26 protein-coding genes are annotated in these 24,856 nt (G+C 58.7%); 5 read left to right on the plus strand and 21 right to left on the minus strand.

What is annotated here, in order from left to right; genetic code table 11:
- Positions 1-179: 179 nt before the first annotated feature.
- A complete protein-coding gene (locus ACK59X_RS05065) occupies positions 180-434 on the plus strand; it encodes a hypothetical protein (protein WP_409955719.1) in 255 nt (84 codons plus the stop codon).
- 410 nt (positions 435-844) lie between these two features.
- On the opposite strand, the gene ACK59X_RS05070 is transcribed toward ACK59X_RS05065, so the two are convergent.
- The 13 genes from ACK59X_RS05070 to ACK59X_RS05130 form a co-directional block, all read right to left on the minus strand.
- Positions 845-1,255: a putative Ig domain-containing protein gene (locus tag ACK59X_RS05070; RefSeq protein ID WP_409955721.1), complete on the minus strand. Its 411-nt coding sequence runs from the start codon at positions 1,253-1,255 to the stop codon at positions 845-847.
- Between the two features lie 42 nt (positions 1,256-1,297).
- Complete coding sequence (locus ACK59X_RS05075; protein ID WP_409955722.1) at positions 1,298-2,482, minus strand: type II secretion system F family protein; 1,185 nt, start codon at positions 2,480-2,482, stop codon at positions 1,298-1,300.
- Between the two features lie 2 nt (positions 2,483-2,484).
- Complete coding sequence (locus ACK59X_RS05080; RefSeq protein ID WP_409955723.1) at positions 2,485-4,113, minus strand: putative Ig domain-containing protein; 1,629 nt, start codon at positions 4,111-4,113, stop codon at positions 2,485-2,487.
- A complete protein-coding gene (locus ACK59X_RS05085; protein WP_409955725.1) occupies positions 4,052-5,554 on the minus strand; it encodes an RCC1 domain-containing protein in 1,503 nt (500 codons plus the stop codon). The genes ACK59X_RS05080 and ACK59X_RS05085 overlap by 62 nt, the downstream gene beginning before the upstream one ends.
- A gap of 31 nt (positions 5,555-5,585) precedes the next feature.
- On the minus strand, positions 5,586-6,089 hold the full coding sequence (locus ACK59X_RS05090; RefSeq protein WP_409955727.1) for a hypothetical protein: 504 nt from the start codon (positions 6,087-6,089) through the stop codon (positions 5,586-5,588).
- Complete coding sequence (locus ACK59X_RS05095) at positions 6,074-7,603, minus strand: GspE/PulE family protein (RefSeq protein ID WP_409955729.1); 1,530 nt, start codon at positions 7,601-7,603, stop codon at positions 6,074-6,076. Before ACK59X_RS05095 ends, ACK59X_RS05090 begins: the two co-directional genes overlap by 16 nt.
- 12 nt (positions 7,604-7,615) lie before the next feature.
- The gene (locus ACK59X_RS05100; RefSeq protein ID WP_409955731.1) at positions 7,616-8,029 is read right to left on the minus strand and encodes a hypothetical protein; all 414 of its coding nucleotides are present in this window, start codon (positions 8,027-8,029) and stop codon (positions 7,616-7,618) included.
- Positions 8,026-8,259: a hypothetical protein gene (locus tag ACK59X_RS05105; protein ID WP_409955733.1), complete on the minus strand. Its 234-nt coding sequence runs from the start codon at positions 8,257-8,259 to the stop codon at positions 8,026-8,028. Before ACK59X_RS05105 ends, ACK59X_RS05100 begins: the two co-directional genes overlap by 4 nt.
- Before the next feature lie 61 nt (positions 8,260-8,320).
- The gene (locus tag ACK59X_RS05110; protein WP_409955734.1) at positions 8,321-8,815 is read right to left on the minus strand and encodes a hypothetical protein; all 495 of its coding nucleotides are present in this window, start codon (positions 8,813-8,815) and stop codon (positions 8,321-8,323) included.
- 13 nt (positions 8,816-8,828) lie between these two features.
- Positions 8,829-9,188 carry a hypothetical protein gene (locus ACK59X_RS05115; RefSeq protein ID WP_409955736.1) on the minus strand — a complete coding sequence of 120 codons (360 nt, stop codon included), beginning with the start codon at positions 9,186-9,188 and terminating at the stop codon, positions 8,829-8,831.
- Positions 9,185-10,018 (minus strand): hypothetical protein, encoded by an 834-nt coding sequence (locus ACK59X_RS05120; protein ID WP_409955738.1) that lies wholly within the window; start codon positions 10,016-10,018, stop codon positions 9,185-9,187. Before ACK59X_RS05120 ends, ACK59X_RS05115 begins: the two co-directional genes overlap by 4 nt.
- Positions 9,993-11,465: a type II secretion system protein GspD gene (locus ACK59X_RS05125; RefSeq protein ID WP_409955739.1), complete on the minus strand. Its 1,473-nt coding sequence runs from the start codon at positions 11,463-11,465 to the stop codon at positions 9,993-9,995. The genes ACK59X_RS05120 and ACK59X_RS05125 overlap by 26 nt, the downstream gene beginning before the upstream one ends.
- Positions 11,462-11,914: a hypothetical protein gene (locus tag ACK59X_RS05130; RefSeq protein ID WP_409955741.1), complete on the minus strand. Its 453-nt coding sequence runs from the start codon at positions 11,912-11,914 to the stop codon at positions 11,462-11,464. Before ACK59X_RS05130 ends, ACK59X_RS05125 begins: the two co-directional genes overlap by 4 nt.
- 941 nt (positions 11,915-12,855) lie before the next feature.
- Between ACK59X_RS05130 and ACK59X_RS05135 the strand changes: the two genes are divergently transcribed.
- Positions 12,856-13,839: a tyrosine-type recombinase/integrase gene (locus tag ACK59X_RS05135; RefSeq protein ID WP_409955743.1), complete on the plus strand. Its 984-nt coding sequence runs from the start codon at positions 12,856-12,858 to the stop codon at positions 13,837-13,839.
- A gap of 29 nt (positions 13,840-13,868) precedes the next feature.
- On the opposite strand, the gene ACK59X_RS05140 is transcribed toward ACK59X_RS05135, so the two are convergent.
- The 7 genes from ACK59X_RS05140 to ACK59X_RS05170 form a co-directional block, all read right to left on the minus strand.
- On the minus strand, positions 13,869-14,351 hold the full coding sequence (locus ACK59X_RS05140) for a helix-turn-helix domain-containing protein (RefSeq protein WP_409955745.1): 483 nt from the start codon (positions 14,349-14,351) through the stop codon (positions 13,869-13,871).
- A 90-nt stretch (positions 14,352-14,441) separates the two neighbouring features.
- Positions 14,442-14,756: an HU family DNA-binding protein gene (locus tag ACK59X_RS05145; RefSeq protein WP_409955746.1), complete on the minus strand. Its 315-nt coding sequence runs from the start codon at positions 14,754-14,756 to the stop codon at positions 14,442-14,444.
- Between the two features lie 56 nt (positions 14,757-14,812).
- Entirely contained in the window at positions 14,813-17,086 is a 2,274-nt protein-coding gene (locus ACK59X_RS05150) for a tyrosine-type recombinase/integrase (protein WP_409955748.1), read from the minus strand.
- Positions 17,087-18,687: 1,601 nt separating this feature from the next.
- Positions 18,688-19,605, minus strand: a complete 918-nt coding sequence (locus ACK59X_RS05155) for a hypothetical protein (RefSeq protein WP_409955750.1) — start codon at positions 19,603-19,605, stop codon at positions 18,688-18,690.
- On the minus strand, positions 19,602-20,441 hold the full coding sequence (locus ACK59X_RS05160) for a hypothetical protein (RefSeq protein WP_409955752.1): 840 nt from the start codon (positions 20,439-20,441) through the stop codon (positions 19,602-19,604). Before ACK59X_RS05160 ends, ACK59X_RS05155 begins: the two co-directional genes overlap by 4 nt.
- 720 nt (positions 20,442-21,161) lie before the next feature.
- Complete coding sequence (locus ACK59X_RS05165) at positions 21,162-21,521, minus strand: hypothetical protein (protein WP_409955754.1); 360 nt, start codon at positions 21,519-21,521, stop codon at positions 21,162-21,164.
- A gap of 412 nt (positions 21,522-21,933) precedes the next feature.
- Positions 21,934-22,947 carry a StbA family protein gene (locus ACK59X_RS05170; protein WP_409955756.1) on the minus strand — a complete coding sequence of 338 codons (1,014 nt, stop codon included), beginning with the start codon at positions 22,945-22,947 and terminating at the stop codon, positions 21,934-21,936.
- Between the two features lie 484 nt (positions 22,948-23,431).
- Between ACK59X_RS05170 and mobI the strand changes: the two genes are divergently transcribed.
- From mobI to ACK59X_RS05185, 3 genes are all read left to right on the plus strand, one after another.
- Positions 23,432-23,905 (plus strand): conjugative transfer protein MobI(A/C), encoded by a 474-nt coding sequence (gene mobI, locus ACK59X_RS05175; RefSeq protein ID WP_409955758.1) that lies wholly within the window; start codon positions 23,432-23,434, stop codon positions 23,903-23,905.
- Between the two features lie 35 nt (positions 23,906-23,940).
- Positions 23,941-24,240, plus strand: a complete 300-nt coding sequence (locus tag ACK59X_RS05180; RefSeq protein WP_409955760.1) for a hypothetical protein — start codon at positions 23,941-23,943, stop codon at positions 24,238-24,240.
- A gap of 102 nt (positions 24,241-24,342) precedes the next feature.
- On the plus strand, positions 24,343-24,720 hold the full coding sequence (locus tag ACK59X_RS05185; protein ID WP_409955762.1) for a DUF4158 domain-containing protein: 378 nt from the start codon (positions 24,343-24,345) through the stop codon (positions 24,718-24,720).
- 36 nt (positions 24,721-24,756) lie between these two features.
- Here ACK59X_RS05185 and ACK59X_RS05190 read toward each other — a convergent pair.
- Positions 24,757-24,856: IS3 family transposase (locus ACK59X_RS05190; RefSeq protein ID WP_366827632.1), on the minus strand; the 100-nt coding region annotated here is incomplete at its 5' end.

A 24,856-nucleotide genomic window follows, 5' to 3' on the forward strand; every position in this document is an offset into this window, starting at 1 on the left:
CCCCGCCCGCACCCTGGCGGGTGCTCTGGTTTGGCTTTGCGCGTGCGCCCCATGATTCAACATCTCAAAATTTTCTTGCAACCCGGTCCAACTCAAACGCCTAATTGTTGGCCGCTGCGAGGTCAGCGGGTGTTTCCGAGCTATCTACGTTCGTGGTAAATCGACCTTAGAGAGGATATATGAAGACTCGTTTTTTATTCTCAGCTATCGGGATCTCGGCTCTGCTCTGTCAGGCGGTGTGGGCCAATGACAAGGCAAGCAAGGAGTTCGACAAGAATTTCAAGGATTACCAAAAATTCTCGAACGAGGAAAAGCAGCGTGCAGATCGAGAACGTATGAGAGATAAGTCCCACGACAATAGGGTGAAGGTAGATAAAAATACTTCCGTTGGCGTGGGCAGGGATGGCGTCAACGTGAGAAAGACAACGCCCTAACAGCGTTGATAATCAGCTGGGATTCCGATGGAAGGAAGAACCAGCAGCCGATTCTTAGGCCTCCAGGTCCACGTTGCAGCAGCTTGCCGCGTGGGTTTGCTTGCTCCTTGTGGACCTCTTGTTCAGGCTTAGCCCCTTAGGTGGCGCCAAGGACCTTCAGGCGAGGGGGTGGAAGGTCTGGATTTCCTTGGGCAGTCAGCTGGGCCGGCAACGCCCGGGTGTGGGAATGGGTGGGTGCAGTCGGCCCACATGTCTGGCCGCGAGCCCTGGGCCAACCTGAGCGAAGGATTTCAGTCACTTCCGACCCAACTCATCAGCCGCATTGAGGATCTACGGCCCAGTCGTTGGTAGCCGGCAAAAGACCTCCGATCGCCTAACGCAAAGTGGTCCGACTGGGCGCTCACGCGATTCTATCGCGCGGACACGTGTTTCAGGGAATACGTGTGCTCTGTTCCCACGCCCTGATAGGAAGCCTGGATTGTTATGGCGTACTCATTCAGGTAGCCGCGGTTGGGTCTTCCGCTCAGCAAGCCGTCGCTGCTGATTGATAGCCCGCTTGGGAGGGTTCCACTCTTCAGTGCGTACTGCACATCCCCCACTCCAGGCCCCCGGACGACCGACGTCAATGTCTTGAAGTCGAACATGTAGTTCTCGGCAAGCGCGAACCTGGGTAGCGTGCCAGAGGCCAGCTGGACTTGAGGGGCCGATCGCGATGTGCGCAGTGCGGGCACCGGCTTAACCACCCAGTGCATCGTTTCGGCGGACACATTGACTGCGAGTGCAGCAAAGGCTGCTGCGGTGAGCTTGGTGAAGTTGTGCATGTACGGAACGTTGCGCTTGCAGGAGAAGGATGAAAGTCTCGCCTACATTCCGCTGAGCAGCCCGTTCGTCATCTGCATCATGGGGATGATGGCAACCCCGAAGAGAACGACCCCGGCAAGCGATAGGAAAAGGGCTGCAAACGTCTGTGCGGTAGGCACGAAGACCGACAGGCGCTGGCGGTACATGTTGCGATACTGAATGCTGAGTTCGCTAATCGTCAAGGCAATCTGCGAGCGATCTTGCGCAGTGGCCAGCGCAGCCTTGTCGGTTGGGTGCAGCGATGTCATCACGAAAGGCCATGGCCTCGTTCCTCCCTCAACAATCACTTTTCTTGCGCGCTCCAGGTCCTCGCGGAGTTCTCCTCTTGGTGCGCTATCGCGCGAGAGGCGCAGACACTCCTCTAGGCGCAGGCCTGCAGATAGGAGGATCCCAAGGCCGAAAAAGGTGATGTAGTTCTGCTTGGCCAGGACCAGGTCGCGATAGAAGGGAATCTTGAGGATCACGCGGTCCACCGCGGCGGGCTTGAATGGCTTGACGATGTACAACGACGCGAGCGCTATCAACGCAACCCCTACGATCAACCCCACACTCCAGTTCAGGACCGAAGAGAGGGTCAGGACCCAGCCGATGTCCACAGACGACTTGGCCGCTCGCATCAGGTCCGACTTCATCATCTGGGGCCCGACGTACAACGTGCTTCCAAAGAGGGTCGCCACGCCAGCCAAGAAGCCCAGGGCGGCATTCCAGAGTCCCTTGCCGGACTCACTCTTCACCGCGTCGAGCTCCAGTTCGAAACGGGCCGCTTCGCGCAGCGAACTCGCGAATTCGCCGCCATGGGATGCAGTTCGGATCAATGCGCGCACTGTCTCGGGAAAGTAGCGGTCGCCTGCCAGGTCCATGGCGTCCGTGAGTGTCGCGCCTTGCTCAATGTGCTGCAGCAGCAGGGCCGCCGCCTCTCGAACCATGCCCCCGAAGGAATCATGAATTATCTTGAGGGCTTCGCTCATGCTCACGCGCGAGGCCACCATTGATGAAAGACGTTGGAAGAAGACTGTGCGATCAGCCACGGACATCCTGCGCCCCAACACGAGGCTGTTTGCCCGCTTGACGGAAATGACCCTGCCTTTGCGCGAAGCGGTCTTGCGTACCGCCGCCTCCGACTCCCCGGTGAAGAGTGCGGATTCGATGCCTTTGGCCGTTTTGATGGTGACCCGGAAAGTGCGCACGGTTACTCCAGCACATCCACAGGGACCGAACTGTGGGTCCCACTGTTGTTGCCGAGCCGGCCGCCGCCATTGTTCCCCCAGCACCGTGCGCCACCTGCGAACAGCACTGCGCAAGTGTGGAAGTTCCCGACCGCGATACTCGCTGCCCCAGACGCGAGCCCAGCGACGTTTACAGGCACCAAGCTTTGATTCGTGCTGCCGTCACCTAACTGGCCGTTGGTACTGCTTCCCCAGCACTTCGCAGCATTGCCAGAGGTGATTGCGCAGGTATGGCCGCCCCCGGCCCTGATCACTCTGGCGGATCCCAGTCCCTGCACGGTGACGGGCACGGAGGAGTTGGAAGTGCTGTTTGTGCCCAACTGTCCGCTGGCGTTACTACCCCAGCACAAAGCGGTGCCTCCATCTGCGAGTCCGCAGGTGTGGGTTGCGCCTGCCGAGATCGACACAAATGCCATGGAATTTCCCGACCCATCCTGAACTTCGACGGGAACTGGGCTATTTGCGGCCCCCCCGTTGCCGAGCTGCCCAGCGGCACCGGCTCCCCAGCACATCGAAGTGCCGGCGGTGGTGGTGGCGCAGTTGTGGCCGTTACCGACAGCCAGACTTGCTACCCCGGCGGAAAGGCCTTGCACAGCGCCGGGGACGCCACGCGAGGTTCCACCGTTGTCCCCAAGTTGACCTTGGGTGTTCGAGCCCCAGCATTGAACTCCGCCAGCGACGGTCAAGGCGCAAGCGTGCGCACCGCCGGCACCGACGTCCGAAACACCTGATGACAGCCCGAGCACGTCCACTGGCACGGCGCTGGCGGTGGTGCTGTTATTCCCCAACTGTCCGCTGGTGTTGTTGCCCCAGCACTTCACCGCGCCCGCCGTGGTGACCGCGCATGTGTGATTGGTACCCGTGGCCACGACCGCAACCCCGGACTGGAGCCCTGCAACGTCTACAGGAATCGGGCTAGAGGTGTTACTGCCGTTTCCGAGCTGACCTATGGAGTTGTTGCCCCAACACTTGGCTCCACCGGTCTTGGTCACTGCACAGGTATGGCTTCCGTACGCAGCCGCAATACTCGTTACTTCGAGCAGTGCGTCGCCGACCTTGATGGTGTACACCTGCGGCCCCGTTGCCCCCTTGTAGCTGCCCACTACCGTGAACTCCGATCCCGCTAAAGCGGTCTTCACGGTAGGCGTCCCAGCCAGCTTGCCATCGTTGCTCAGGCTCAGGCCCGTCGGCAACATCCCGTCTCCTAACGACCAGGTTACCGCCCCCCAATCCTGGCCAGCGCCCTGGATGGAGGTTACGGCACGGAAGTCGAAGATGTATGCCTTGCCCCTCTTCCCCTCTGGCAGCTGGGCGGGAGCTAAGGCAATTTCGGCGGGCCGTGGTGCGGGCGTGCCTGTATTGCCAGAAGCGCGAAGAATCGGGACAGGCTTCAACACCCAATAGGCGGGTTCAGCAGTAGCGTTGGTGGCGAGCACCGCCGCTGCCGCGACTACCAGGGTGGCCAGGTATCTCATGTTCGTCATTCGAATAAGTGGATTGCAAAGCGCACGGTCCGGTGAGGGAGCACTACTAATCAAAAACGTTGACGGGGGCGAGGGTGTTCGTCTTGGAGTTGTCGCCGAGCTGGCCATCGGTGTTGGACCCCCAGCACTTCATGCCCCCGTTCGTCATGAATCCGCAGACGTGATTCAGGCCCGGTTGAACTGCCTCGACGCCGGTCGCCAGCCCCTGGACATCCACTGGGACATTGCTCTGCGCAATCCAGCTACCTGTGCCGAGCTGGCCAAAGACGCCTTGTCCCCAGCATTTCGCAGCACCAGCTGCGGTCGCCGCACATGCTGTTGCGTCTCCGACTGCGAGCGATCGAACTCCGCTCGTGAGTCCAGCCACGTCCACTGGGATCGTGCTCCGAGTCGAACCTCCATTCCCCAACTGGCCGCTGCCGTTGGAGCCCCAGCACTTCGCACCACCTGCCGCAGTCTTCGCGCAGGTAGAGGCGGTACCAGCCGCGATTGAGACAACGCCAGAGCCGAGGCCAACCACGTCCTCAGGCACTGAGCTGGAGGTTGTGTTGTTTGTCCCCAGTTGGCCGGAACCATTGAAGCCCCAACATTTCACAGCGCCGGCGGCGGTCACCGCGCAAGTGTGCGTACTACCTGCGGACAATGAGGTGACCCCCGACCCAAGACCTGTCACGTTGACTGGTACCAACCTGTTCTGCGTGGTTCCATCGCCCAGCCGGCCGCTGCTGTTGCTGCCCCAGCACAACACTGCGCCCTGCCCTGTAAGGGCGCAGACATGCGAGCCACCGACCTTGATCTCAACGACCCCGGTCTCAAGACCTACCACGCTACCTGGAGTGAGGCTCTGGGTCGTGCTGTTGTTGCCAAGCTGACCGCTGAGGTTCTGACCCCAACATTTGGCGGCGCCCGCTGAGGTCACTGCGCAGCTGAACGTTGATCCAGCTGCGATAGACCTGACCCCGACACCTAGTCCAGGGACAGTGACTGGAAGCAGGCTAGCGGTGGTGCTGTTGGTGCCTAGTTGCCCCGAACCATTTGCACCCCAGCATTTCGCCTCACCTGCAGTCGTCACTGCGCAGGTGTGGAGCGAGCCGAGGGCCATCTTCGTGACTCTCAACATGGCCTCACCCACCTTGATGGTGTAGGCCTGCTGCCCACTGGCGGTCTTGTAGCTGCCCAACACCGTGAAGCCCGCACCTTCAGTTTCGGTCTTCACAGTCGGTCTGCCCGTGAGCTTGCCATCGTTGCTGAGACTCAGACCTGTAGGGAGCGTGCCACCTCCAAGCGACCAGGTCACTGCGCCCCAGTCCTGGCCGGCGCCCTGGATCGATGTGACAGTACGAAAGTCGAAGTTATAGACCTTGCCCAGCATGCCTTCCGGCAGCACCCCGACCGCCATGGTCAGCTCGGGAGGGGTTGGTGGTTGCCCGCCAGCGCCGACCGTGCGCAGGACGGGGACTGGCTTCAGTACCCAGTATTGGGGCTCAGCAGATACCGGGAGCGCTGACATAGCCAGCGTGGCCAACAAGAGGGCAGAGAGCTTCTTCATAGTTCGATAGATTGGAGCGTCAGCCTGAGGGTTAGGAGTGGTGAGCTGCCAGCACCCAGTAAGTGGTGTACCGACCGCCGTCGGAGTTGCTAGTTGCGTTGCAGTGGCTGCTCACGAAAATGGCCGCCGGCGGGAAGAAATTTCGGGCCTGAGTGGCTCCCAGCACGGCGGCCTTTTCGGGCTGTTCGGCCTCGTCCTTTGGAAACAGGCAGATCGCGATCGCCTGCATTCCCAGGTAGCTGGAGGTCTGGATCGACCAATCCATGCGTTTTGGCGGCTGCGGAATGAAGACGAAGCCTGGCGCAAGCACGTTCGCGAGATCCTGGCCCGGCGGTGGCAAGTGAATGACCCCCTCGGCATCCTTGACGCTGAGGATGTACCGCCCTGCGCCAGCGCCGAGTGCCTGGTAGCCCTCAATTGCTTGTTCGCGGGCCCTCTTTGCAATCAGCGCGTCGATAGGGATGTGGTTCACGGTCATCGTGGCAATGATCGACATGAGGACGATGCTGAACACCATCGTCAGGACGCTGTACATAAGACCTCCCTGCTGGCATTCGTAGTTGAGGCGCTCGACCTGGCCTCGTCGATGGCGTCGTCCACTTCAGCGCCGAATACTCGGTGCAGTTCCTTGTGGTCGGTAACGCCTCTTTCCATCTGCGCGACGGCGTCTTCGACGATGGTCTTCCACGTGCGACTGCCTTCCAAGAGTCGCCCAACAGAAGCCTCATTGGGGAGATAGGTGCATTCCGATACGATGGTCCGGCCCTTGTACCCGGTACCGCGGCATAGCGCGCATCCAGCCCGCCCACATGCCTTGCAGACCTTGCGCACCAGACGTTGGACCATCACCCCTCGCAGGAGGTGGACGAGCTCGTGTGCGTCGACCCCAATGTCCCTCAGGCGGCCAACCGCCCCCAGGATGGATCCCGTGTGCATCGTCGCGATCACCAGGTGGCCGGTCTCGGCAGCCTTGATCGCATTGCGCGCCGTCTCGATATCCCGAACCTCGCCAACGATGATCACATCGGGGTCCGCGCGCATAAAGGTCTTGACGCCTTGCGAGAAATCCAGACCAACTGAATTGTTGATGTTCACTTGCCCGGCATACGCGATGCGGTATTCCACCGGGTCCTCTACAGAGTAGATCGCCCGCTCATTGAAGTCCATTTCGCGCGCCGTGGCGTTCAGCGTGGTCGTCTTCCCCGAGCCAGTGGGCCCGCAGATTAGACACAGGCCGTGGGGGCGAGAGACTGCCTTGCGCCAATCGCTCAGTCCGGTGATACCTAGGTCATCGAGACCCAGGTTCATGCTGTCTGGATCGAGCAAGCGCACCACGATCCGCTCGCCGTCAGTGGTCGGCAGCGCGACGATACGAAGATAGACGATGCGACCGTTGTGCTCCACCGAAAAGCCGCCGTCCTGGGGCTTCCGGCGCTCAGCCATGTCCATCCGGGCCTGGTCCTTGATGCGCGACGCGAGAGAGGTGTATTCCTCGATCTCGCCCTCGTGCTCCAGGTGCAGCACGCCCTGGATGCGCAGCATGACCGTGTAGCTGGCGTGGCGCGGAATGATGTGGATGTCGCTGGCATCCTTGTCCATGGCGGCGCGGATCAGGCGCTCCCATCCGCCCCCCTGCCGCGGGCCGGGAGACTCTTCAACCAGGGAGTCCAGGTAGTCCTGCAGGCGCGCCGGGTTGCACGGAGTGAAGACAATATCTCGGCCAGCCAGGTAGGGCGCCAGCATCGCCTTGACGACGGGAGCGGGCCGCATAGAAGCCACATAGATCTGTGGGCCTACGTCGGCGGTGATCATGCTGCGCGACTCGCGAAGCACGCGAGGGGGGATCGATGGCACGATCACCGACTCTTCGTGTAGCGCCTGGGGGGCGACCTCGTGAAGCACCTCCATCAGGACACGCTGGCGCAAAAAGCCATTGCGCACTAGGATCCGGCCAAGACGCGCCCCGGTCACCTCTTGCTCGCGTAGTGCGGCGTCCAGCTGGTTCGGCTTGAGTAGTTTCCTCTCAAGCAAGAGTGCTCCAAGTTGCATAAGCGCGATCCTTTAGCCGGTGGTGCAGCAGCCAGCGAAGTTGGCCGCCACCGCGCCGCATGCGGGTACGCTGGAAAGGCCGAGTTTCTTGTTTACCTCCTCGCACGTCGAGAGTTTCTGTGCCGACGTGCCTGGGATTGGAAAGGCCAGAAACCCCTCCGGAACCTCGCTGCTGCCGCCGGTCAACTCCCAACCCTCGGGTAGGGAGGTGAGGTACGCCGGCACCAGCGCTGTCATGTCGGAGAAAGTGTTTGTCTGCGTATCGGCTGCATACATCTCGATAGCACCGGCGATCTGCTGGCCCTGGTTGATGATTGCAGCGGACTCGGCTTGGCGCTGACCTTCGCCGAAGGTATCGCCGCCGTAATACATGCCGACCGCGGACAGGCTGATCAGCATCGCCAAGGCCACAATCACGGTAATCAAGGAGTACATTTCGAGTCGCCCTTAGGGGTTGATTTCTTGCCGCTGATGATCTTGATGGCCAGCAACTGCAGCGGCCGGTACTTCCAGGCTATACCGCTGATGAGGGCGCTCATTAGCCAGAAGGCACCAGTCGCCCAGTCTCTGTGGAACGCGCAGTAGAGGGCGGCCAACAATGCCAGGACAGCTAGTGCGCCGTCGATCTTCGGCGCGATGAGTAGCAGATTTCGCATTGGCTAGGGTGTGCGTTTGACGCCCCCCCACGCATCCTGAAATGCGTGGGGGTCGAGTCGATCAATACTTGTATTGGAAGACTTGGGGGTCGGTACCCGAAGCGCCGGGAACGCAGGCGTAGGGGTTCGCGGCGATGGCGGTCACGGTGCCGGTGGTGGCATCCATGCCGGTTGCGCCAGCGTTCTTGTTGATCGTGTCGCACAGCTTCTGGTTTGTCGCTGGTGCACCGGCCAGGTTGATGCTCAGCATGCGAGGCGAGGTGCCGGCCACTGCTGCAACCAGAGTCCATTCGTTGGTTGCCGAGCGGCTCTTCACGGAAGGAACTCCGTTCAGGTTGCCTGCGGTCACCAGCGCGGCGACATCGGCTGGTGCGGCGGACTCGGTCGTTTGGTACATCACCGCGGCGCCGCTGATCTGCTGTGCAGCCGTCACGTAGGCGGTGGCGTCCGCTGCGCTGCGACCTTGCGTCAGGGAATCGCCGCCGTAGTACATGCTTGCAGCGGCCACAGCAACCGTCAGGGCGATCGCGATCACCGAAATGAGGAGGGAATACATATTGAGTGGGTTCCTATTGAGAGATTGAAAGAAGAAAAGTGATGCCAGGCTTCTCGCACCCGACACCGGCACAGAACTCCCGCAGGCGATAGCCGGTGCACCGGCCCATGACGACTGAGAGAGCATTCACGCGATCCTGCAGCGCGTCCAGGTCGCCCTGGCGCGAGAAGATCGAATGATCGTCAGGCCGCATGTTGGCTTTGATGCCAACGGCCTCGAATTCCTTGACGCACTGCGCCGCAAGCGCTTCTTGTGTCTGCTGCTTCGGCGCTGACCCACCGCGCATGAGCAAAAGGGCGGATATCAGAAGCACCAGTGCTGCGCCCACCGAGAGCGCGTACGCGAGCCGAAGGTTCAGTCGCCGCTCGTTCATTTCGGGGCTCCCTTCTTTGTCGCTCCACGCATCGACTCAAGCTCCGGGCGTGGATCCGGGACGCTCGCATTCGCAAGCGCCGTAGTCGGTGGGGCCGATGCTTGAGCCCAAGTCCACTTCCCGTCCTTAAAGCGCAGGGAGGATAGGTACCCGGCCTTTGGCTCAAGCCCCTTGATGGCCTGGGAGAGCTGCACCGACGGGAGATTCTTGAGCTCGGTACGGCGCATTTCTGCAGACTCGGCATAGCGGTTGACGAGGCGCAAAGGGTCAATGGCATTGCTCCGCAATACGCCAAGGACGCCTGCAACGCTGAGCACGACCGAACTCACACAAAAGGCCGAGAGAGCAATGTCTCGCTGCACCCGTGCTGGCCCGTAGAAGTGCTCCATCGTGACGTCAGAGTCACCCTCCGGAACCGGCTCATCCACGGACAATACGTTCGCGTTGTCACGCGAATGTTCCTGGACCAGCAGAGTGACGATATGCCCGTCGTGCTTGGTGACGACGGATGCCCGATTGCCAGCGAGGGCAATACTGACCTTCTCGCGCGTCTCTAGCTGCGACAGCGCCCACTTGGCCAGGCTGCGCCCGCCGCCCCCCTCGTGGATCTCGTAAAGCCACCGCTCGCCGCCGAGGTCGACGACGTAGAGGTAACAGACATCCTTGGCGTCGACGATGGACTCCGCAAGGCCGCGTGCGTAAGCAAGTGCCTCAGACTTCTTCGACGCGTCTAGCGTGGCGATATGCACCAGCATCGGCCGCATGGCCTGCGAGCCCGATACACCGGATGTTTCGCGGGTGCCCTTACTGAACAGCAACTTGAGCGCCATCCGCACCTCCCGCTTCAGTGAAGACCGTGACCGAAGGGCGAATGACGATGAAGATCGCATGCCTGTTGGTAGTCAGGACCTCGGACCCTACCTTCGCCTTTTCCATACCCGCCAAGCTGGTGTAGTTCTCGGAGACCATGTCGTAGCTGATGCCGCCCAGCATCACGATCTCACCGGGTCGAAGCCGACTGATGTTCTCGAACTCCAGCTCTTGAATCTCTGGTTGGCTAAGAGTGCCAACAGAGTTGCCTGCGCTTAACTCTCGGAAACGGACTAGCGACGAAAGCTTAGCCTTGACGTCGGTAATGACGAGGTTCTCGGCAGCGTCGTAGCGTGGCGTGATGTCCAGGGAAAGGCCGGACTTGACCGTGCTGGTGTTGACCGATCCGGAGACGGCACCGCCGGCGGCCGTCACCGCACCCAGACCGCTGACATAGGGGATTTGGGTGCCGGAGCTGATCTTGACGGGCGCGCCGCCCAGGGTACTGATAAGTACATCCTGCGTTGTCTTAGCTTGGCCATATGTCGACAGCAGCTTCACGGCGGCGGCGAGCGAGAATTTTGCTTCCTCGACCTGCAGGGAGAGGCCATTGCCTGAAAGCTTGGCCAAGCTACCGAGAATGCGCGTGGTACTAGGGATTGCCGGAGTGGTCGGGCCCACGGCTCCGGGTGGCGCGGGGGTAACCGAGGGGGTGCCCAGCGTGGAGCCCAGTGCAGTCCCCCATTTGGTGGTGAATTCGTTCCAATCGAACCCGAAGCCGCGGTCGCGATTGAGCCGCACATCGATCACAGCCACCTGCAACGCCACCATGGATGCGTTGCTGGCCATTCGATTGAGATAGAGGTCCACATCCCGGCTGATACCGGCGGCTGCTTCGTAGGTAACTAGGCCCGAGTCGAGGTCGGCCTTTACGTTTTTCGCACCGAGAGCCTCGATTGCTGCCGGAATACGACCCATCAGCTCCTTATTCTGAGGAACGGAAACCATATAGCGAACGCCCTGGCGCACCAGGATCACGCCGTCCATCCACTCGAAGTCCAAGTCGTGCGAAATCGAAAGCGCCTCCAGGAACTCGCCAACTTTTCCATCAAACCCAAGCAGTTGCAGTTTTTCGTCGCGCTTCTCTGCGGAGGCTCGCAGAACGATCCGAATGCCTTGTGCTTCCATGGCACCGACGATCTCGGAAACAGTCGTCTTCGCGGAGAGTGAAAACTTCAGCGGCGCGTTTGCGATCGCAAGCGGGAGCGGAGAGCGCTTCCGGATGCTGCTCCCGGTTTGGGCTGCGACATATCTCAGGGAAGGCAGGGAGGCCCAGGCCTTTGACATCTCAGCGCTGACTTCGTCCTTCGCGGGCAGCGTATCCGCTGACTTCGGGAAGGACGCACATCCAACGAGCAAATGAGCTGCTATGGCCACGGTGATGCCGCGCGCGATATATTGGTTCATTGTTTCCCACCCATGAAAGCTGGAGGAAACGATGCGTTTTTAACGGGGCGCTGGCGAACCATGCCGCCTAGTACGAAAATCTCAACCCCATTCATTACGCCAAGAATTCTTTCCTCATCGGCGGCTTCATTTGTAAGATTTGCCAAGTCAATAGATTTGACATAAGCAGAACCGCCTTTCAAAGGAGCAGGGGGGAGTGTGGCCCCACTGGGCGATTTGAGTTTCATCCCGTCAGGCGAAATTCCTTCGCTCTGGGCTTTTTCCAAACGTTCCAATGTCTTTTTTAGCCCGTCCTCAAGTTTCGCAATACGGGCGTCCTGCTCAGCAGCTGCAGCAAATGCGGCCGAGGGTGGAGAGAACACATCCACCGCGTGGGCGCCTACATTGGCAAGTAATAGGACAACTCCGATAACTGCAAGTCGGCTACTTGACGTTGGATGTTGAAACACGGTGAAGGAGTAGAATGGGTTTATTGGCCCCGGAACGCTGCACTACGCAATCTCATTCGGGTGACAGAGTGTTGCATTCGGGAACCTGCAGGGCGGGGTCAAAAAACATCCAAAAATGCCGTATCTCGACGAAGTCACCGTTTTTTGAGGTTTTGCAGCGTCCGAGATGTCAACTTAGGTGCCGCTGGAGTTCGCACTTTCATGTGGTAGCGAGGAGGGGAGTGCTCTCCAGAGGCGTGCGGCGAGACCTGACTCTGCTCTGCATCATCCGCCGCCTGTGAGGTCCACACCGAGGCCGCCGACGAGGCGCGGCTTCCCGCCACTCCAATCGCGCTCGGGGGTTGAAGCGAGTCAAGTGTGAGGCAGGGCGCTCACTGTTGGTCTTCGACAATTGAGTTGTACTCTGAGCTTCGAGCGTGCCGCCATCCCGCGCACAGGACGACTGGCCAGACGCTTCCTCACTCAGCGTTGCGCACGAAGTGTTCCCTGGAGAGCGCATCTTTAGCAGTTCGGTGCCTGCCTGATCGAATCACCCGGTCGAGCGCCAAAGAACACCAGGTGTTTGATTTTTCCCACTGCCTTGCCAGGGCTAAGTGGGAGACTTAGAGCAACCTGGCGTGTTTCAGCGCGCAATCCTCTTGAGCTACCGGGCGCTGGGAGGCTCAGTATTGAGAAGCCGAATTGCAACGATCTCGAAGTGTTCACACTTGTCGGCTCGCTCGAATATAAGTATTCGTATTACATGACCTCGTATGAATAACAAAAAAGCCTGTTTGCCAATCTCACGAAGAGCGAATATCATGCCAATTCGCGCCATCTGATTGGATTTTCGAAGGCTAGCGTACTCCATGATCTCTACATCCCTCCTAATCCCGAACGCCTCTCGCCCGAGTGCCCAAGAACTTCTTGAGGTGTGGCTGTTGGTGAGCGCAGCGAGTGAGATGGACCCGATCAGCAAAAAGGGCGAGCCGTTCTACCGCCATTTCTGGAATACCTGGTTGAGTTTTCTAGAGAAAGGCAGAGTAGGGGAGGGCGATGCTTCTCGGCTTCCTATTGAATGGCACGAGGTAACAGCAGAAGACGTCGCGCATTTTTTGCGTGACGGACCAAATGCTAAAAAAGAGGAGGAGGGCGTCAGCGATATCACGCGGCGCCGCTATTGGCGCCTGCTTCAACGCATCTACTCATTCGCACTCTCGCGTGGATGGGTCACTTTAAACCCGGTGTCGGAACTTGCCGAAAAGGACAAACCGGCGCCCGAGGCCCCTGAAGGAGCCATCATCCAAGATAGGCTGTGGCAGGCCGCCCTTCAAGTTGTGGCGCAGCTGGACGTCACCGAGCCTGTGTTGATGCGGAACAAGGCTCTCCTCATGTTGCTGTTCCGCTATGGGATTACGCCGCAAGAGGCACGAACGCTCACGACGAGTGCGGTTCTGCGCGAGACGCGGCAACATTCACGGCGGGCTGGTCGAGTGGCGAGTTTGCAACTTGACGGCCCGGGTCCAAATCAGCGGCGCAGATTGCTTCTGGACGACGACGTTGCCGATTGCCTGGACGCTTGGCTCGACTTGCGCCCGACCTTCCCTGGTGCATCCAGGCACTCTGTGATCTTCTGTTCGCAAAAGAATGCGAACATGAGTCCTGACAACTTGTTCGTCCTGGTCAAGGGAATACTCAAAGTGGCTGCTGCGAAGTCGGGCCAGGCCATGCCGGTAAGAATGGGGCCGCAGGTCGTGCGCAACACATGCCTCGTTCGCTGGTTGGAAGCTGGGGTGCCGGCGCCGGAGGTCGCGCTGCGCGCAGGTTTAAAGAACGTGAAGGGGCTATACCACCTACGCGCTCACGTCGATCCAGAGGTCCGTCTCACCCTGCGCAATGTGCGCGACGACGCGCCTCCGGACCAGTTGCTCCTACGCCCCGCGTAAGACCTCGCAAGCACGGCTCGCCCAGCCAGCTACTCCGCGGCGCCGGCGTCCTCAGATGAGGCCAGGGCGACCCGCGCCTCTCGTAGGCCCATTGCCAAGACAGCGCGAATGCGCTCCAGCTGTGCCGCGCGCGGAGTTGCCTTTCCCGTCTCCCACTTGTTAACCGTCATATGGGCAGCGCCGAGCAGTACGCCCATCTCGCGCTGCGTGACTCCAATTTTTGCCCGCTTAGCGGCAAGCGCCTCCGGCCGGAAGACGAACTTGCGACCGCCGCGGCGAGTGAACTCCACTCCGGTAGCTCCAGCGGCTGGCGCCGACGCGCCAGGCAACTTGGACATGGACTTTGCCAGCCCTTTCACCTGAGAAGAGAGAGCCTTGAGTTCTTTCTTCAATCCGGCAATTTCGCTGCGCTGAGCGGCAACTGCCTTGCGCAGATGGGTCAGGTCATCCTTGCCTTCTTTGCGTGCAATGCGCGCAACTTCGGCTTTGAAAGTATCTGCGAATGCGGCCATCGTGTGCCTCTCTTGATGCCTTGGCGCAGCGGGCCACGCCAAGGCCTATTTCTCAATAGCAGCTACCGGAGGTACCCCGGCCTCTACCGCTCACTTAGTTTTGGCCTTGGCTGCTTTACGCTGTGCAGCCTTCGGATCCACGGCGGCTTTGAAGTTGGCACCAGGTACGAACTTCGGGACAGTCGTGGCCGGAATCTTGATCGCTTCTCCGGTCGCAGGATTTTTCCCGCTTCGTGCGGCGCGCTTGGAGGATTTGAACGTCCCGAAGCCTACGAGCTGCACCGTATCGCCCTTCCTCACCGCGGTCTGTATTGTTTCGATGAGGGTGTCCAACACCTCGGAGGCGGCAACCTTCGTCAGGCTGTTATTTTGGGCGAGCACTTCAATGAGATCAGAGCGGTTCATTGCGATATGGCAGTCAGTTGATAGCCTCCGTTTATATCCCAAGCGGTTGCCGGTCTCTAAACCGCAGTGTCGAAGCCGTTTGAGGTTTCCATCCGCCGTGCCATGTCCGCCTTCAGGTAGATTGCGGTAGTTGTGATCGCATCATGGCCGAGTAATGCTTGCACCACAGTGAGATCTTTGCCGGACGACTTCAGGGCGTGGTGTGCAAAGGTGTGGCGCAGCCAGTGCGTCGATGCACGCTCAAAAGCACTGGTGGGCCGCTCATCGCGGCTCGCGCACTTCTTGAAGAATGCTCGCAACACTGAATAAATCCCCGCGCTGGACAGCCCGCCATGGTCGTTGACTGTGAACCGTTCCTCCGCAAGAGCGGTTCTAGCAGCGAGATCCCCTCCCGCAGCGGCTTGGCGCCGGGCATCGCGTCTCTTGGCCAGGATGCTGTCGTGCGAGCTGATCCACTGGTCGTCGATGACGCCAATCAAGGGCATGTCCTCAGGCTTGACGCTCGAAAACATGCTGAGTTTGCGGGTCTTGGCCAGCGCAATCCGGTCTTGCCGGTGCACTTCCAGCGCAGCCAGAGCGCCTGGTGTGATGGGCACCTTGCGCTGGCGCTTGCCTTTTCCCACCACATTCAGCACGTAGCCATCCACCGTAGTGCCCTCTACCCTGGCCAACTCCAGGTCAGACCATCGCGCATTCTCCAACTCCTCGCGACGAAGGCCGGAAGATTCCAACAGCCGCAATATGGCCCTGAGGCGGCGCTTTGTCGGGGAATCCTCAATCGCGTTAAACGTCTCCTGGATCAGCAGAAGGTCTGCGGTGGTAAACGAGCGCGACACATCGAGAGTGATTTCCGTGCGCTTGGGGCCCGATATTCCCTCGGCAGGGTTGCTGATGATGTAGTTCTTCGAGTGCCAACTCTTGAACATAGCCCCCACTGCCGCGAATGTCAGGTTGACGCTTTTGTCTTTGAGGGGCGCCCGCAGCGGGCGCCAGTCCGGACTATCACCTGCCTGGTTGCCTTTCGTGTTCTGGACCCAGTGCGCAGGCGGGTTTCGCAGGAAATCTTCAAACTCCTGCAGATCCGGCGTGGTGAGCGAAGACAAGGCCTTTCGCTTTTCATGGATGGCCCACAGCACCAGGCGCTCGATGCCGCGCCGATAGGCGGCCTGCGTGCCGGCAGCTTTCTTGCGAATGAGGTCGAACCAGCGCTGTATCGCCTGCAGGTCATCGTGCGCATCGAACATGTTGGGCTGCGTGCTGCGAAACACCCCGTTGTGCCCGCGCAGGTCCTCAGGCCACTTCATCGTGCTCAGCGAGAATGAGCGTGATGGGGCGAGGGTCGTCGAGTTCAAGACCGCAAGCTGGCCCAGCGGGCGAAGCCCCTGGCGCGGCTGCAGGTCCCATCTGAGCAGCCAAAACTCCAGCGCGCGGGCCCTGACTACGCCGTACCGTGGCACCTTTTCGAACCACTCACTTCCCTGCAGCGAGATCCAGTCCACTAGGTCACCTAGGGTGATCACCCCTGCTTCGTTCATCGCTACGCGCTGGCTCTGCGTGAGCTTGATCCACTGCTCGACGACCTGGTCGCGTTCCGGCCGCAGGCCCAGACGCTGGTCGAGCCAGTCGATGGCCGCAAGCAGTCGCTCCACCCTGCGGGCCAGGCTCTCCCGCAGATCCACCGATGCGATGGACGCAGAGCCCGGAGATGCAATGGCATCGCCACAGCTCGGCCCTTGTCCGGAAGGGAGCAGGCCTGGTAGCTCGGGGTTTACGGGGTAGGCCTCCTGATAAAGCTCCACCAACTCCGACTCGGTGTACATGTCCTCATCGAACTGGGACGCGAACTCCTCCAGCGTCGGCGCCTGCTTTTGGGCCACTACGGCGACTGCCGGGATGGCCACTTCAGCCGAGACCGGGACAATTGGCGATGTCTGGCCAACCTGGACGCAGGCGACGGTGCCGGCGGCGACGGCCTCCACTGGGATGGTCTGCAGGGTCAGCAGATCCGACACCATCGCTTTGGCGGTTCGTGTGTCGGGCAACGCCCGAGCGCCGCTGGCAACACGCAGCAGCAGCTCGCGATGGAAAGCTTCGAGCCCAGCGCGCTCGGGGTGGCGGTTCGGCCACATGATGTAGGTCCGCGACGCAACCGCAAGGTCTACGCCCTGGGCGACGGCGCGCAGGAAAGCGAATTCATCGGCAGACACGTGGCCGTGGACGATTTTGGTTTTTGAGCCTTTCGGGCGCCCGCGTGCGCGCTTGAACGTGGCCAACGGCTGGCCAGCCTCGATCACCGCGTCCTCGGTGCCGACTGGGACGTGGACGCGCACTTCGCGGGCTTGCGTGGATGGATCGTTACTTGCCACTTTGAGACTCCCAGGGACATAGGATGCAAGCTGGACGCGGCACAGATCGCGTTCTCCAGGCGGCGAGGCCGACGGTGCTTGACGCCCGGCGAAGATCGGCGTAGATTGCGGAAAAAGTGAAGCGCGACAGGCACTTGCCTGAGTATCCACAGTAGACGAGACTCATTTTCCCACCTCTCAAAACCATCGAAATGCCTATGAACTGAGATCCAACTGCCTATCCAACTCGGCGCCATCAGACCGCCGACGCAGCTCCGAAGCGCTACCAGGCGCCAGCAGGGCAGACAAAAATTGTCGAATTCGAAACGCGGCAATTTTTTTTGCTCATTTTACTATCTCGATAACTCTAATTTCAATGATACAGATATTAAATGTAGATTCCGTAAGGGTGCAAAAAAGCGGGCCGTGGAACTATCAAGCCGAGGGCTCGCGCGCTAAGTCGTTGATTTCATTTGTGATTTCGAAACTTCTGCTTCCCAATTGCCCACGCGTCGCGCGCAACATGAGGGCCCCGGAAAAGTCGTGGGTCGAAGGCAGTTCGCTCACTCCCATGGCCTGATGTGAACAACTTCAATGGCGAAGCGATGCCGCAAGGGACTGGTCATGCACGAGGTACGGGCCATGAGAGCCAACTTCTCTTGAAAACCGGCGCCGCATGAGACTCGCTCTGTACGAGGTACGGGCCATGAGAGCCAACTTCTCTTGAAAACCGGCGCCGCATGAGACTCGCTCTGCACGAGGTACGGGCCATGAGAGCCAACTTCTCTTGAAAACCGGCGCCGCGTGAGACTCGCTCTGTACGAGGTGCGGGCCATGAGTGCCAACTTCTCTTGAATAGCCAGCGCTACGTGCTGTCTATGAACGACTGGGTAAACACCGCGGCAGTCACCCGCCAATCACCCGCTAGTGACATAGCCCGCGAAGCTTGAATAGCCAGTAGTCCGCCAGTGACCCGCTAGCAAAGGTTCGCAAGACCTCCGGCATGTTCCTCCCCAGCACCAGGCGTGCAAGACAGTGGAGCCACGGCTCAATACCTGGCCCCACTTCCAAAGAAGCCCTGCAGGGAGGTGCTCCTCGACGAGACGAATCAGGTGGTGCCCCGGGCAACGCAGGTAGCTCTAAGAGCCCGTTTGCCCTTGGTGCACACCAAGCCTTGGTTGGCCGTCGACCGTTTTGCATCAAGACGATGCTGCGCCTCGGCTGCCCGCAGCACTGGTGGAATTGAGCGATCTGGCCATCGAGGGCTGTACCGCAGGGCTGAAGTTCGTTCGTTAGAGCGCGCCAGATGTTGATGTCAGCACCCCAGCACCGCTACCGCGACATACCTAGTGGCCTGCCCGCCCAAATGGCGGGTGCTGGCCGGAATGGGCATCAACGCCTCCGGGAAACCCCGGGGCGAGTAAATTCGTCTCTCCGGGGTACAGGGGATCACAGTGATCGGGATTGGTCAGCTTGACTTCCGCGTGGCGGACGGCCTGGGCCCCTGCCGCATTGGCTTTTGCCAGAAGTCCAATGGGCCAGCCGCATGGACCTGGACGTTCTAGCTTCGACGCGACCGTTGTGGTCTACCCGCCAGACGTAGACGGCTTCACTGAGACTTTGGCCTTCATAAACAGCCCGCGGGAGTCTGAGGTAAACCCGTTCGGGGTGATGTCAATTGCCAGCCTTTTCTTGAAGACCGTTTCGCCGACCTTTGTATCCACGGTGAACTCCCGAGGGAGACCGACTTTAACGGGCAGCCGTACCATGTTCCCAGAGATCTTCACGTCGTCTCGAATCCCGATTGGAATTTCATACTGCCAAAGGCGCTTGCAATCCCGTGCCTCGCAACTTCGGATTGGCTCCCTCCAGGTGCCGCCGCAGGGATAGTTGAAGCTCCAACAGAAGTCTTTTTGATCCTTGATCGACGAACCAAGATGGTAGGAAATGACTGCAGGGTCCAACTCAAACGTGACCGCAAGCAACTCCTTCGGGTCCGCCACAAATGCCAGGCGGCCGCGGAGCGTAGTGCTCGCGTTCATGTTGACGCCGACTCGACCGCCAACTTTTACGGGGTTGTAGTGTCCGTGGATCTTGGCAGTTCCTGACACAGCCAGCGTCGCATCGATGGCCAGCTTGCCGTCTCCGGTCCAATTCGCAGCGACCTGCTTGATCTCACCGCTTGCACGGTTCTCGGGCAGGTCATAGAGCTCCAAGTAGTAGTCAGCTTCATTCTTGAGTTTGCGATTTTCGCGAACCACGTGAACGGCGACCTGGCGGTTCGCGGCAGGGATGGAATTGATGGAGTTCAGAATCTCAGCGACCTTGGCCCCCCTAACAACAAGCGCAACATCCGCGTCGTTGAAGGCCGTATCAGACTTCACTTTGTCCAGAACCGCCTGGAGGTCTGGTTCGAGCTGGTCGACTTCTGGCTTCGGCGGCGAACAAGCCAGCAAGCCGAGAATTGCGAGTGCAGCCCAGAGAGTTGGTATGCGCCGGCTCATAGCGTTCCCTTAGGGTTCTCAAACTTCCCAATCAAGTGAATGCCCCTGGGCAGCACAATGAAATCCTGCAGTCCAAAAGTGACAGCCCAGGCCACCGGCGGCGTCGTCATCACTGCCGAATATGCCCCCTCGGCGATTTCGAAGTTCTTCTGCTGTGCGCCTTGGTCGATCTTGATCAGATTCTCGATGGGGACTTCGATGGGCGGCAATCGCTTGCCAAGCTCCTGGTTGAGTTTGAGCTGAGCAAACTCGGCCACAAAACCCTTTATCTCCGACGAGAAGGGGCCCCAACGAGCGTTGGGCGCCAGCCGCTCTACGATGAGTTTGAACTTCATCGGCTCCGGCTTGATGAATTTGGTTTCAGGCATTGGCACAGTGATTACGGAGCCAAAGAGTCTTAGGACTTCCACATTCCTTATCTGAACTTCCAATCGTCCAGGCTTCAGAGGCTCCGGCAGCAATGTCGCCACACCCTCGACGTCGAACTGGACGTCACCCCTTCGCGCTTGGAGTTTTAGATCTACAGCCGCTACACCCTCTGACAATGCGGGCACGGCCGAGACTAAAGTGACTGTGACATCTGGGTGTTCCGGCAGCTGGATCGAGAATCCGGAGACTATTCCCAGAATCTGGCGGAGCAGGTCTGATGAGAGAAAGATTTGTATATCCCCTTGGCCCGACACGTTGGGATCCGCCTTTAGACGTGTGGCCAGAGCTTTCGCTCCGGCAACCCTTCCCTCAGCAGCCTCTCGATGCATTTGCTCGATCGCCTGTCGGGTGTCACCGCACCCGACTAATGACAGCACGGCCACGCAGAAGGCCAAGATTTTCAACATGGTGGTCCCCTCCCTGAAAGTCACGTTGTTTGAGTGGTAGCTGCCTGATGGTCCGCGGGTCAAGCTCGATCCATCTTCGAGTCGCTGGCCACTTTTGGCAAGAACAAAATTACCGGTGGCACATTCGGGCAACCAATGAGGTGCCTACCTGGGATCAACCCCTCGGCAGATTCCTGCCATGGAGCCCATTCCCTCATGCACTCCCTAAAGTCGATCTTCCACATCCACCTAGCAGTCATGCTGCCACGGCTCGGCGACGAGGAGTAGCGCCCGACTCTGATCCGCATACTAACAACATCAAATCCCGACATGGAATTAGAAAAGACTGCCGCCACGCTCATATCATCCGAAATCTCAAATTATTGATTTTCCAAACAGATGCATGGATAATCTACCTACCAACAAAATGGAGCACGCAATGGATTCGACTCATTTGACCATCGACGAGGCAGCAAACCGTATGGCAGTGCCTACAGCTTGGGTCAAGGCTTTGATCGAGAACGGACAGTTGAAGGCAGAGCAGCACGGCGAGTATCTCGTAATCGACGCGTGTGAAATTACTTCGAGGAAATGGGATGTTCCACCGGAGCCGGTTGCAGCACCACTGGGGAGCGTAATACGGATCAGCGCTACCGTAGGGGCAATAGTTCTGCACTAAGAGGTTCAGCAGCAAAAAACGAAAAGCCGCACCAAGTGCGGCTTTTTTTTGGAACCCTGCTATCAGTTGGTTTTGGCTTTGGAAACAATCATGCTGGTTGTGGCGGCGGCACTCAGATCGTTCAGCCCGTCGGGCATATGCGACCAAGCGATGATGGAGTCAGGGTAGCATCCGGCCGGAGCTCCATACTCATTCAGTATGTAGGGTATATCTCCCCTGTGAATGACCTTGCCCGTAAACACCGTCACACCCGGATGTAAAACGACGCTTGCCCCTATGGTTTCGAGAAAAACGGACGGGTCACCGGCCACCACTTCGATGTATTGGTCGTTGTGGAAGCCCGCCCATTTTCTGCAAGCTAGAGCAACAGTAAATGGTCCAGGAGGCAAGCCTGCTGTCCAGGTTGGAAGTGTAAAACTCATCTCTGATCTAGCCCAGATTATTGATTCTTACCAAGGGAGGCCGCAAACCTTGCCACCCTTGAGCCGACTTGAGGTCTCGATGGCCTTGCCGAAACCGAATCGCTCTTGCTACTCCCGACTTCGACTTCGTCTGTACGAGTCGACTCAGAACCCGTGGCTGGCGCAGGCGTAGGCGAAGATTTTAGAGGCAGTGCAGCCTTCTCCGAAGTTGATTTTTGAGCAGCGCTGGCTGGGCTCGGCGCCTGGGATGGACTATTCACCAAACCGGACGCCCTTCTCTGATTCCCTAGTTGCTGGCCCAGCGTCGCGAGCACCCGCATACGCTCCGCCCTAGCTCGCGGAGAGATTTTCTCAAACTCCGCGACCAATTCAGGATTCGCGTCCGTAAGGACAACAACAATCCTGATGTCACTCATCCCGCAGCACCCATCAACCAGAAGCCAGTGGCATTGGAAAAAACGGATTCCTTAGGTACCACGGTCTTCAATCGAGGAAAGGCTTCGGAGATTGCTTTCAAAAAGAAATTAGCGCCCCCACCCGGTACCACCACAATGTCCGGTGAAGTCTTTTCGACCCGCAACGACTTTTGAATGGACGTGATGGTGATGTCGGCAAGCAACTCGCTCGCCTTCTCGATGTAGGGTGCCAATTCGATACGTTGCCCCATGACCAAAATCGAACCCTTGCCGTTTCGGATCGCATTCTCAAGGTTCTCAGTGGTTGGGTTCGCTCCATAATCGGCCGCAATGAATTTTGCCGCCTGCTCCAAGAGCACGGAGGAGGCATTGAAACTTGTGCCGCTGGATTGACGGATCAACTGGCCATCGCTGACCATTACCCAATCCAAGGAGAAAAACCCCGGATCTACAACCAACACGCGCGTGTCGTCATCGATCTCCAAATCATTCTCATGACCTTGCGTTTCCTGCTGATTCATGAAATCCAACAATCCACCAACTGGTTGAGGGATGACCTTCACTTCCTTTACTTTCACAGAACGCTTCGGGGTGATCTGATGGGTTCCAACGAATTGGGCCTCCAATTGCTTGCACCGATCCGCGTTCAGGGCCTGGGACACTGGAAGGCCGGTCACCAAAACGTCAATCTCCGACATCTCTGAGAGTAGCAATCCAGCATACATCAGAGCCTTGTACGATTGCGTCGAGGAATATTCCGCGTGGAGAGACCGTTCCCACATCTCGGCGCGATCAGATGACACACCAGCGACAAACGGAATGCCATCGACCAGCACGTTCAGGAAGTCGTCCTGCGACTTTCCATCGAATCTGGTCCCAAAGCGATCTGCCGGTGCAGCCCCAGCAGGACGAAGCATCTTCCTCATCTCACCATTCGAATTGCCAGCAACAACTTTCAGATTCGAATAGCCAATGTCGAGACCGACAACGTTGAGACCTTTTGATTCCATGAATTGCATCCTATCGAGTGAATTGATTCGGTAATTCTAGTTCAGTTTCTGGCTATTTTTGTGAACGGCCAGTGATTCTCTACTGACCCGCTAGTGATCATCCAACCCGTCCATCGGCGGCGGGTAGTTGGCCTGGTTGGCTGGCCTGAGGCGAGGTACGCCATGTATGTAGAATCAGGCCGTAGCTAGCGTGCTCTTTTTCGGGCTCGAAACGGAGCACTGTAGCTCAGGCAGTTTTCACGGTGATCTGATGCGCGCCCTTGCAGAGGATGGTTCACCCCCCGTCAGAGACTACAATTCGAAAATTGAGAGAGCTAGAGTGCTCCGTTCCCGTGGCGAAAAAGAGCACGCTAGCTCTTCACGATCTTGTCCCCCGGCCCTCTGTAGTGGGTCTGCGGCCACCGGGAAGGGGTGCACCACATTTAGTGCTCCGTTTCGGTACCTCAATGGAACCAAGTAAATGATCCGTTAACCTATGACAAGCATGACCCCCTACCAAACAGCCTTGCACGCGCTTGAAGAGTGCATGGCCGACCTGCATGCCTCTGCGGCAGCAGTTGTGTACGAGCACTGGGAGAAGATCAAGGCCCACGAGGCCAGGACCACTGGGTACGAAGACAGAAGCAACATTGGACCAGCTGCCCACAGACAGGGAAATCACATTCAAGCCAAATGGATTGCCATCAAATGGTATGGAAAAGGAGCAGCACGAAAGCAGGTGAAGGTCAACATCCCAAGATCGAGAGTCGAATTGACGTATTCGATGGCTAAGCTTGCACCATACGCAAAGGAATGGGAAATCCCTATCATTCAGGATACTGAGAAGAAGCTGACTTCAATCCGCAAACAAGCTCATCACGTTGTACGTGCAATCATGGCGATGAAGAATGCTACGTTGATTGAGCGGAATCAGCCTATCCTTGACGACGACCCTGCCTCGGCCGAGGATGAATCTTGAATTGCCCCCCAGAACTCTCTTCGGAGCGATTTCATATGAACCTTGAATCCCGTTTTAACGCGAGTAGATCGGCGCAAGCCTTCCTGGAACGGATGTCGGCGATAGCGAAAGGCTGGGCGGTGTCCTCCAACACTTCTGACTTCATCGCCGGAGAGAAGATCTATACCTATTGCACTGACTTCGCGACAGCACATTCGTGGATGGCGGCGGTCAACTATGAACAGCTCTGCACTCGCGCTGAGGTGGTGCGGGCCTCTAATAGATGGACGGACGTTCACCAAGAACTCGATGTCTGCGTCGACTTGCTTGTTTCCCAGCAGTCCCATTGGGGGTGATCTCGGTTTCCGTGCAATTTCGGAATCCATCTCCGAATAAGCCACTGGCGACAACTACTTAGCTGCGCTTTATAGTGTTCTCTGGAGCGAAGGAGAACGCTGATGTCGAGCTACCGATACAGATTCGTAGGCTACGAAAAACTGCCGTCCGGCTTGAATGCAGGTGACGTGGAACTGCACTGTCGGCTGCCAGATGAGCTGGTCAGGGAGATCAGGAACAGTGGCTACGCGAAACGCTATCACCTGGGACTGGCGGTGCAGCTGTCATTCCTCGCGCTGACAGGCAGGAATGCCGATGCCGCGCTCAAGATGCCAGGTGCTATGTTGAGCATGCTGTGCGAGCAACTGGGCATCCACTCGACCGCGATTGCCTCCCTCAAGTCGCTGTACTCGAATGCCGACCGGACCATCAGCAACCATAGGGCTTGGGTTCGCGAAAAGCTCCTCTTCTCTACCTACGACTCCAACGCCGAAGAATGACCTTGCCCCTGTTTCGTGTAGTTCTTAACCCACGATTCACGCGGCCTTTTTGCGCTGTGCCTCGTACCAGCGTTGTTCGTACTGCATCGGGCTGAGGTAGCCCAGCGAGGAATGCAGCCTGCGGTGATTGTAGAAG

Origin of the sequence: Acidovorax sp., assembly GCF_046339755.1 — a bacterium.
GTDB lineage: Bacteria > Pseudomonadota > Gammaproteobacteria > Burkholderiales > Burkholderiaceae_C > Acidovorax.

Bases quoted from the DNA above. Each gene is read 5' to 3' on its own strand.
- ACK59X_RS05065 (WP_409955719.1), top strand. From the start codon at position 180: ATGAAGACTCGTTTTTTATTCTCAGCTATCGGGATCTCGGCTCTGCTC.
- ACK59X_RS05070 (WP_409955721.1), bottom strand. From the start codon at position 1,255: ATGCACAACTTCACCAAGCTCACCGCAGCAGCCTTTGCTGCACTCGCA.
- ACK59X_RS05080 (WP_409955723.1), bottom strand. From the start codon at position 4,113: ATGGCCAGCTCGGCGACAACTCCAAGACGAACACCCTCGCCCCCGTCA.
- ACK59X_RS05085 (WP_409955725.1), bottom strand. From the start codon at position 5,554: ATGAAGAAGCTCTCTGCCCTCTTGTTGGCCACGCTGGCTATGTCAGCG.
- ACK59X_RS05090 (WP_409955727.1), bottom strand. From the start codon at position 6,089: ATGTACAGCGTCCTGACGATGGTGTTCAGCATCGTCCTCATGTCGATC.
- ACK59X_RS05095 (WP_409955729.1), bottom strand. From the start codon at position 7,603: ATGCAACTTGGAGCACTCTTGCTTGAGAGGAAACTACTCAAGCCGAAC.
- ACK59X_RS05105 (WP_409955733.1), bottom strand. From the start codon at position 8,259: ATGCGAAATCTGCTACTCATCGCGCCGAAGATCGACGGCGCACTAGCT.
- ACK59X_RS05110 (WP_409955734.1), bottom strand. From the start codon at position 8,815: ATGTATTCCCTCCTCATTTCGGTGATCGCGATCGCCCTGACGGTTGCT.
- ACK59X_RS05115 (WP_409955736.1), bottom strand. From the start codon at position 9,188: ATGAACGAGCGGCGACTGAACCTTCGGCTCGCGTACGCGCTCTCGGTG.
- ACK59X_RS05120 (WP_409955738.1), bottom strand. From the start codon at position 10,018: ATGGCGCTCAAGTTGCTGTTCAGTAAGGGCACCCGCGAAACATCCGGT.
- ACK59X_RS05125 (WP_409955739.1), bottom strand. From the start codon at position 11,465: ATGAACCAATATATCGCGCGCGGCATCACCGTGGCCATAGCAGCTCAT.
- ACK59X_RS05135 (WP_409955743.1), top strand. From the start codon at position 12,856: ATGGACCCGATCAGCAAAAAGGGCGAGCCGTTCTACCGCCATTTCTGG.
- ACK59X_RS05140 (WP_409955745.1), bottom strand. From the start codon at position 14,351: ATGGCCGCATTCGCAGATACTTTCAAAGCCGAAGTTGCGCGCATTGCA.
- ACK59X_RS05145 (WP_409955746.1), bottom strand. From the start codon at position 14,756: ATGAACCGCTCTGATCTCATTGAAGTGCTCGCCCAAAATAACAGCCTG.
- ACK59X_RS05155 (WP_409955750.1), bottom strand. From the start codon at position 19,605: ATGAGCCGGCGCATACCAACTCTCTGGGCTGCACTCGCAATTCTCGGC.
- ACK59X_RS05160 (WP_409955752.1), bottom strand. From the start codon at position 20,441: ATGTTGAAAATCTTGGCCTTCTGCGTGGCCGTGCTGTCATTAGTCGGG.
- ACK59X_RS05165 (WP_409955754.1), bottom strand. From the start codon at position 21,521: ATGAGTTTTACACTTCCAACCTGGACAGCAGGCTTGCCTCCTGGACCA.
- ACK59X_RS05170 (WP_409955756.1), bottom strand. From the start codon at position 22,947: ATGGAATCAAAAGGTCTCAACGTTGTCGGTCTCGACATTGGCTATTCG.
- mobI (WP_409955758.1), top strand. From the start codon at position 23,432: ATGACCCCCTACCAAACAGCCTTGCACGCGCTTGAAGAGTGCATGGCC.
- ACK59X_RS05180 (WP_409955760.1), top strand. From the start codon at position 23,941: ATGAACCTTGAATCCCGTTTTAACGCGAGTAGATCGGCGCAAGCCTTC.
- ACK59X_RS05185 (WP_409955762.1), top strand. From the start codon at position 24,343: ATGTCGAGCTACCGATACAGATTCGTAGGCTACGAAAAACTGCCGTCC.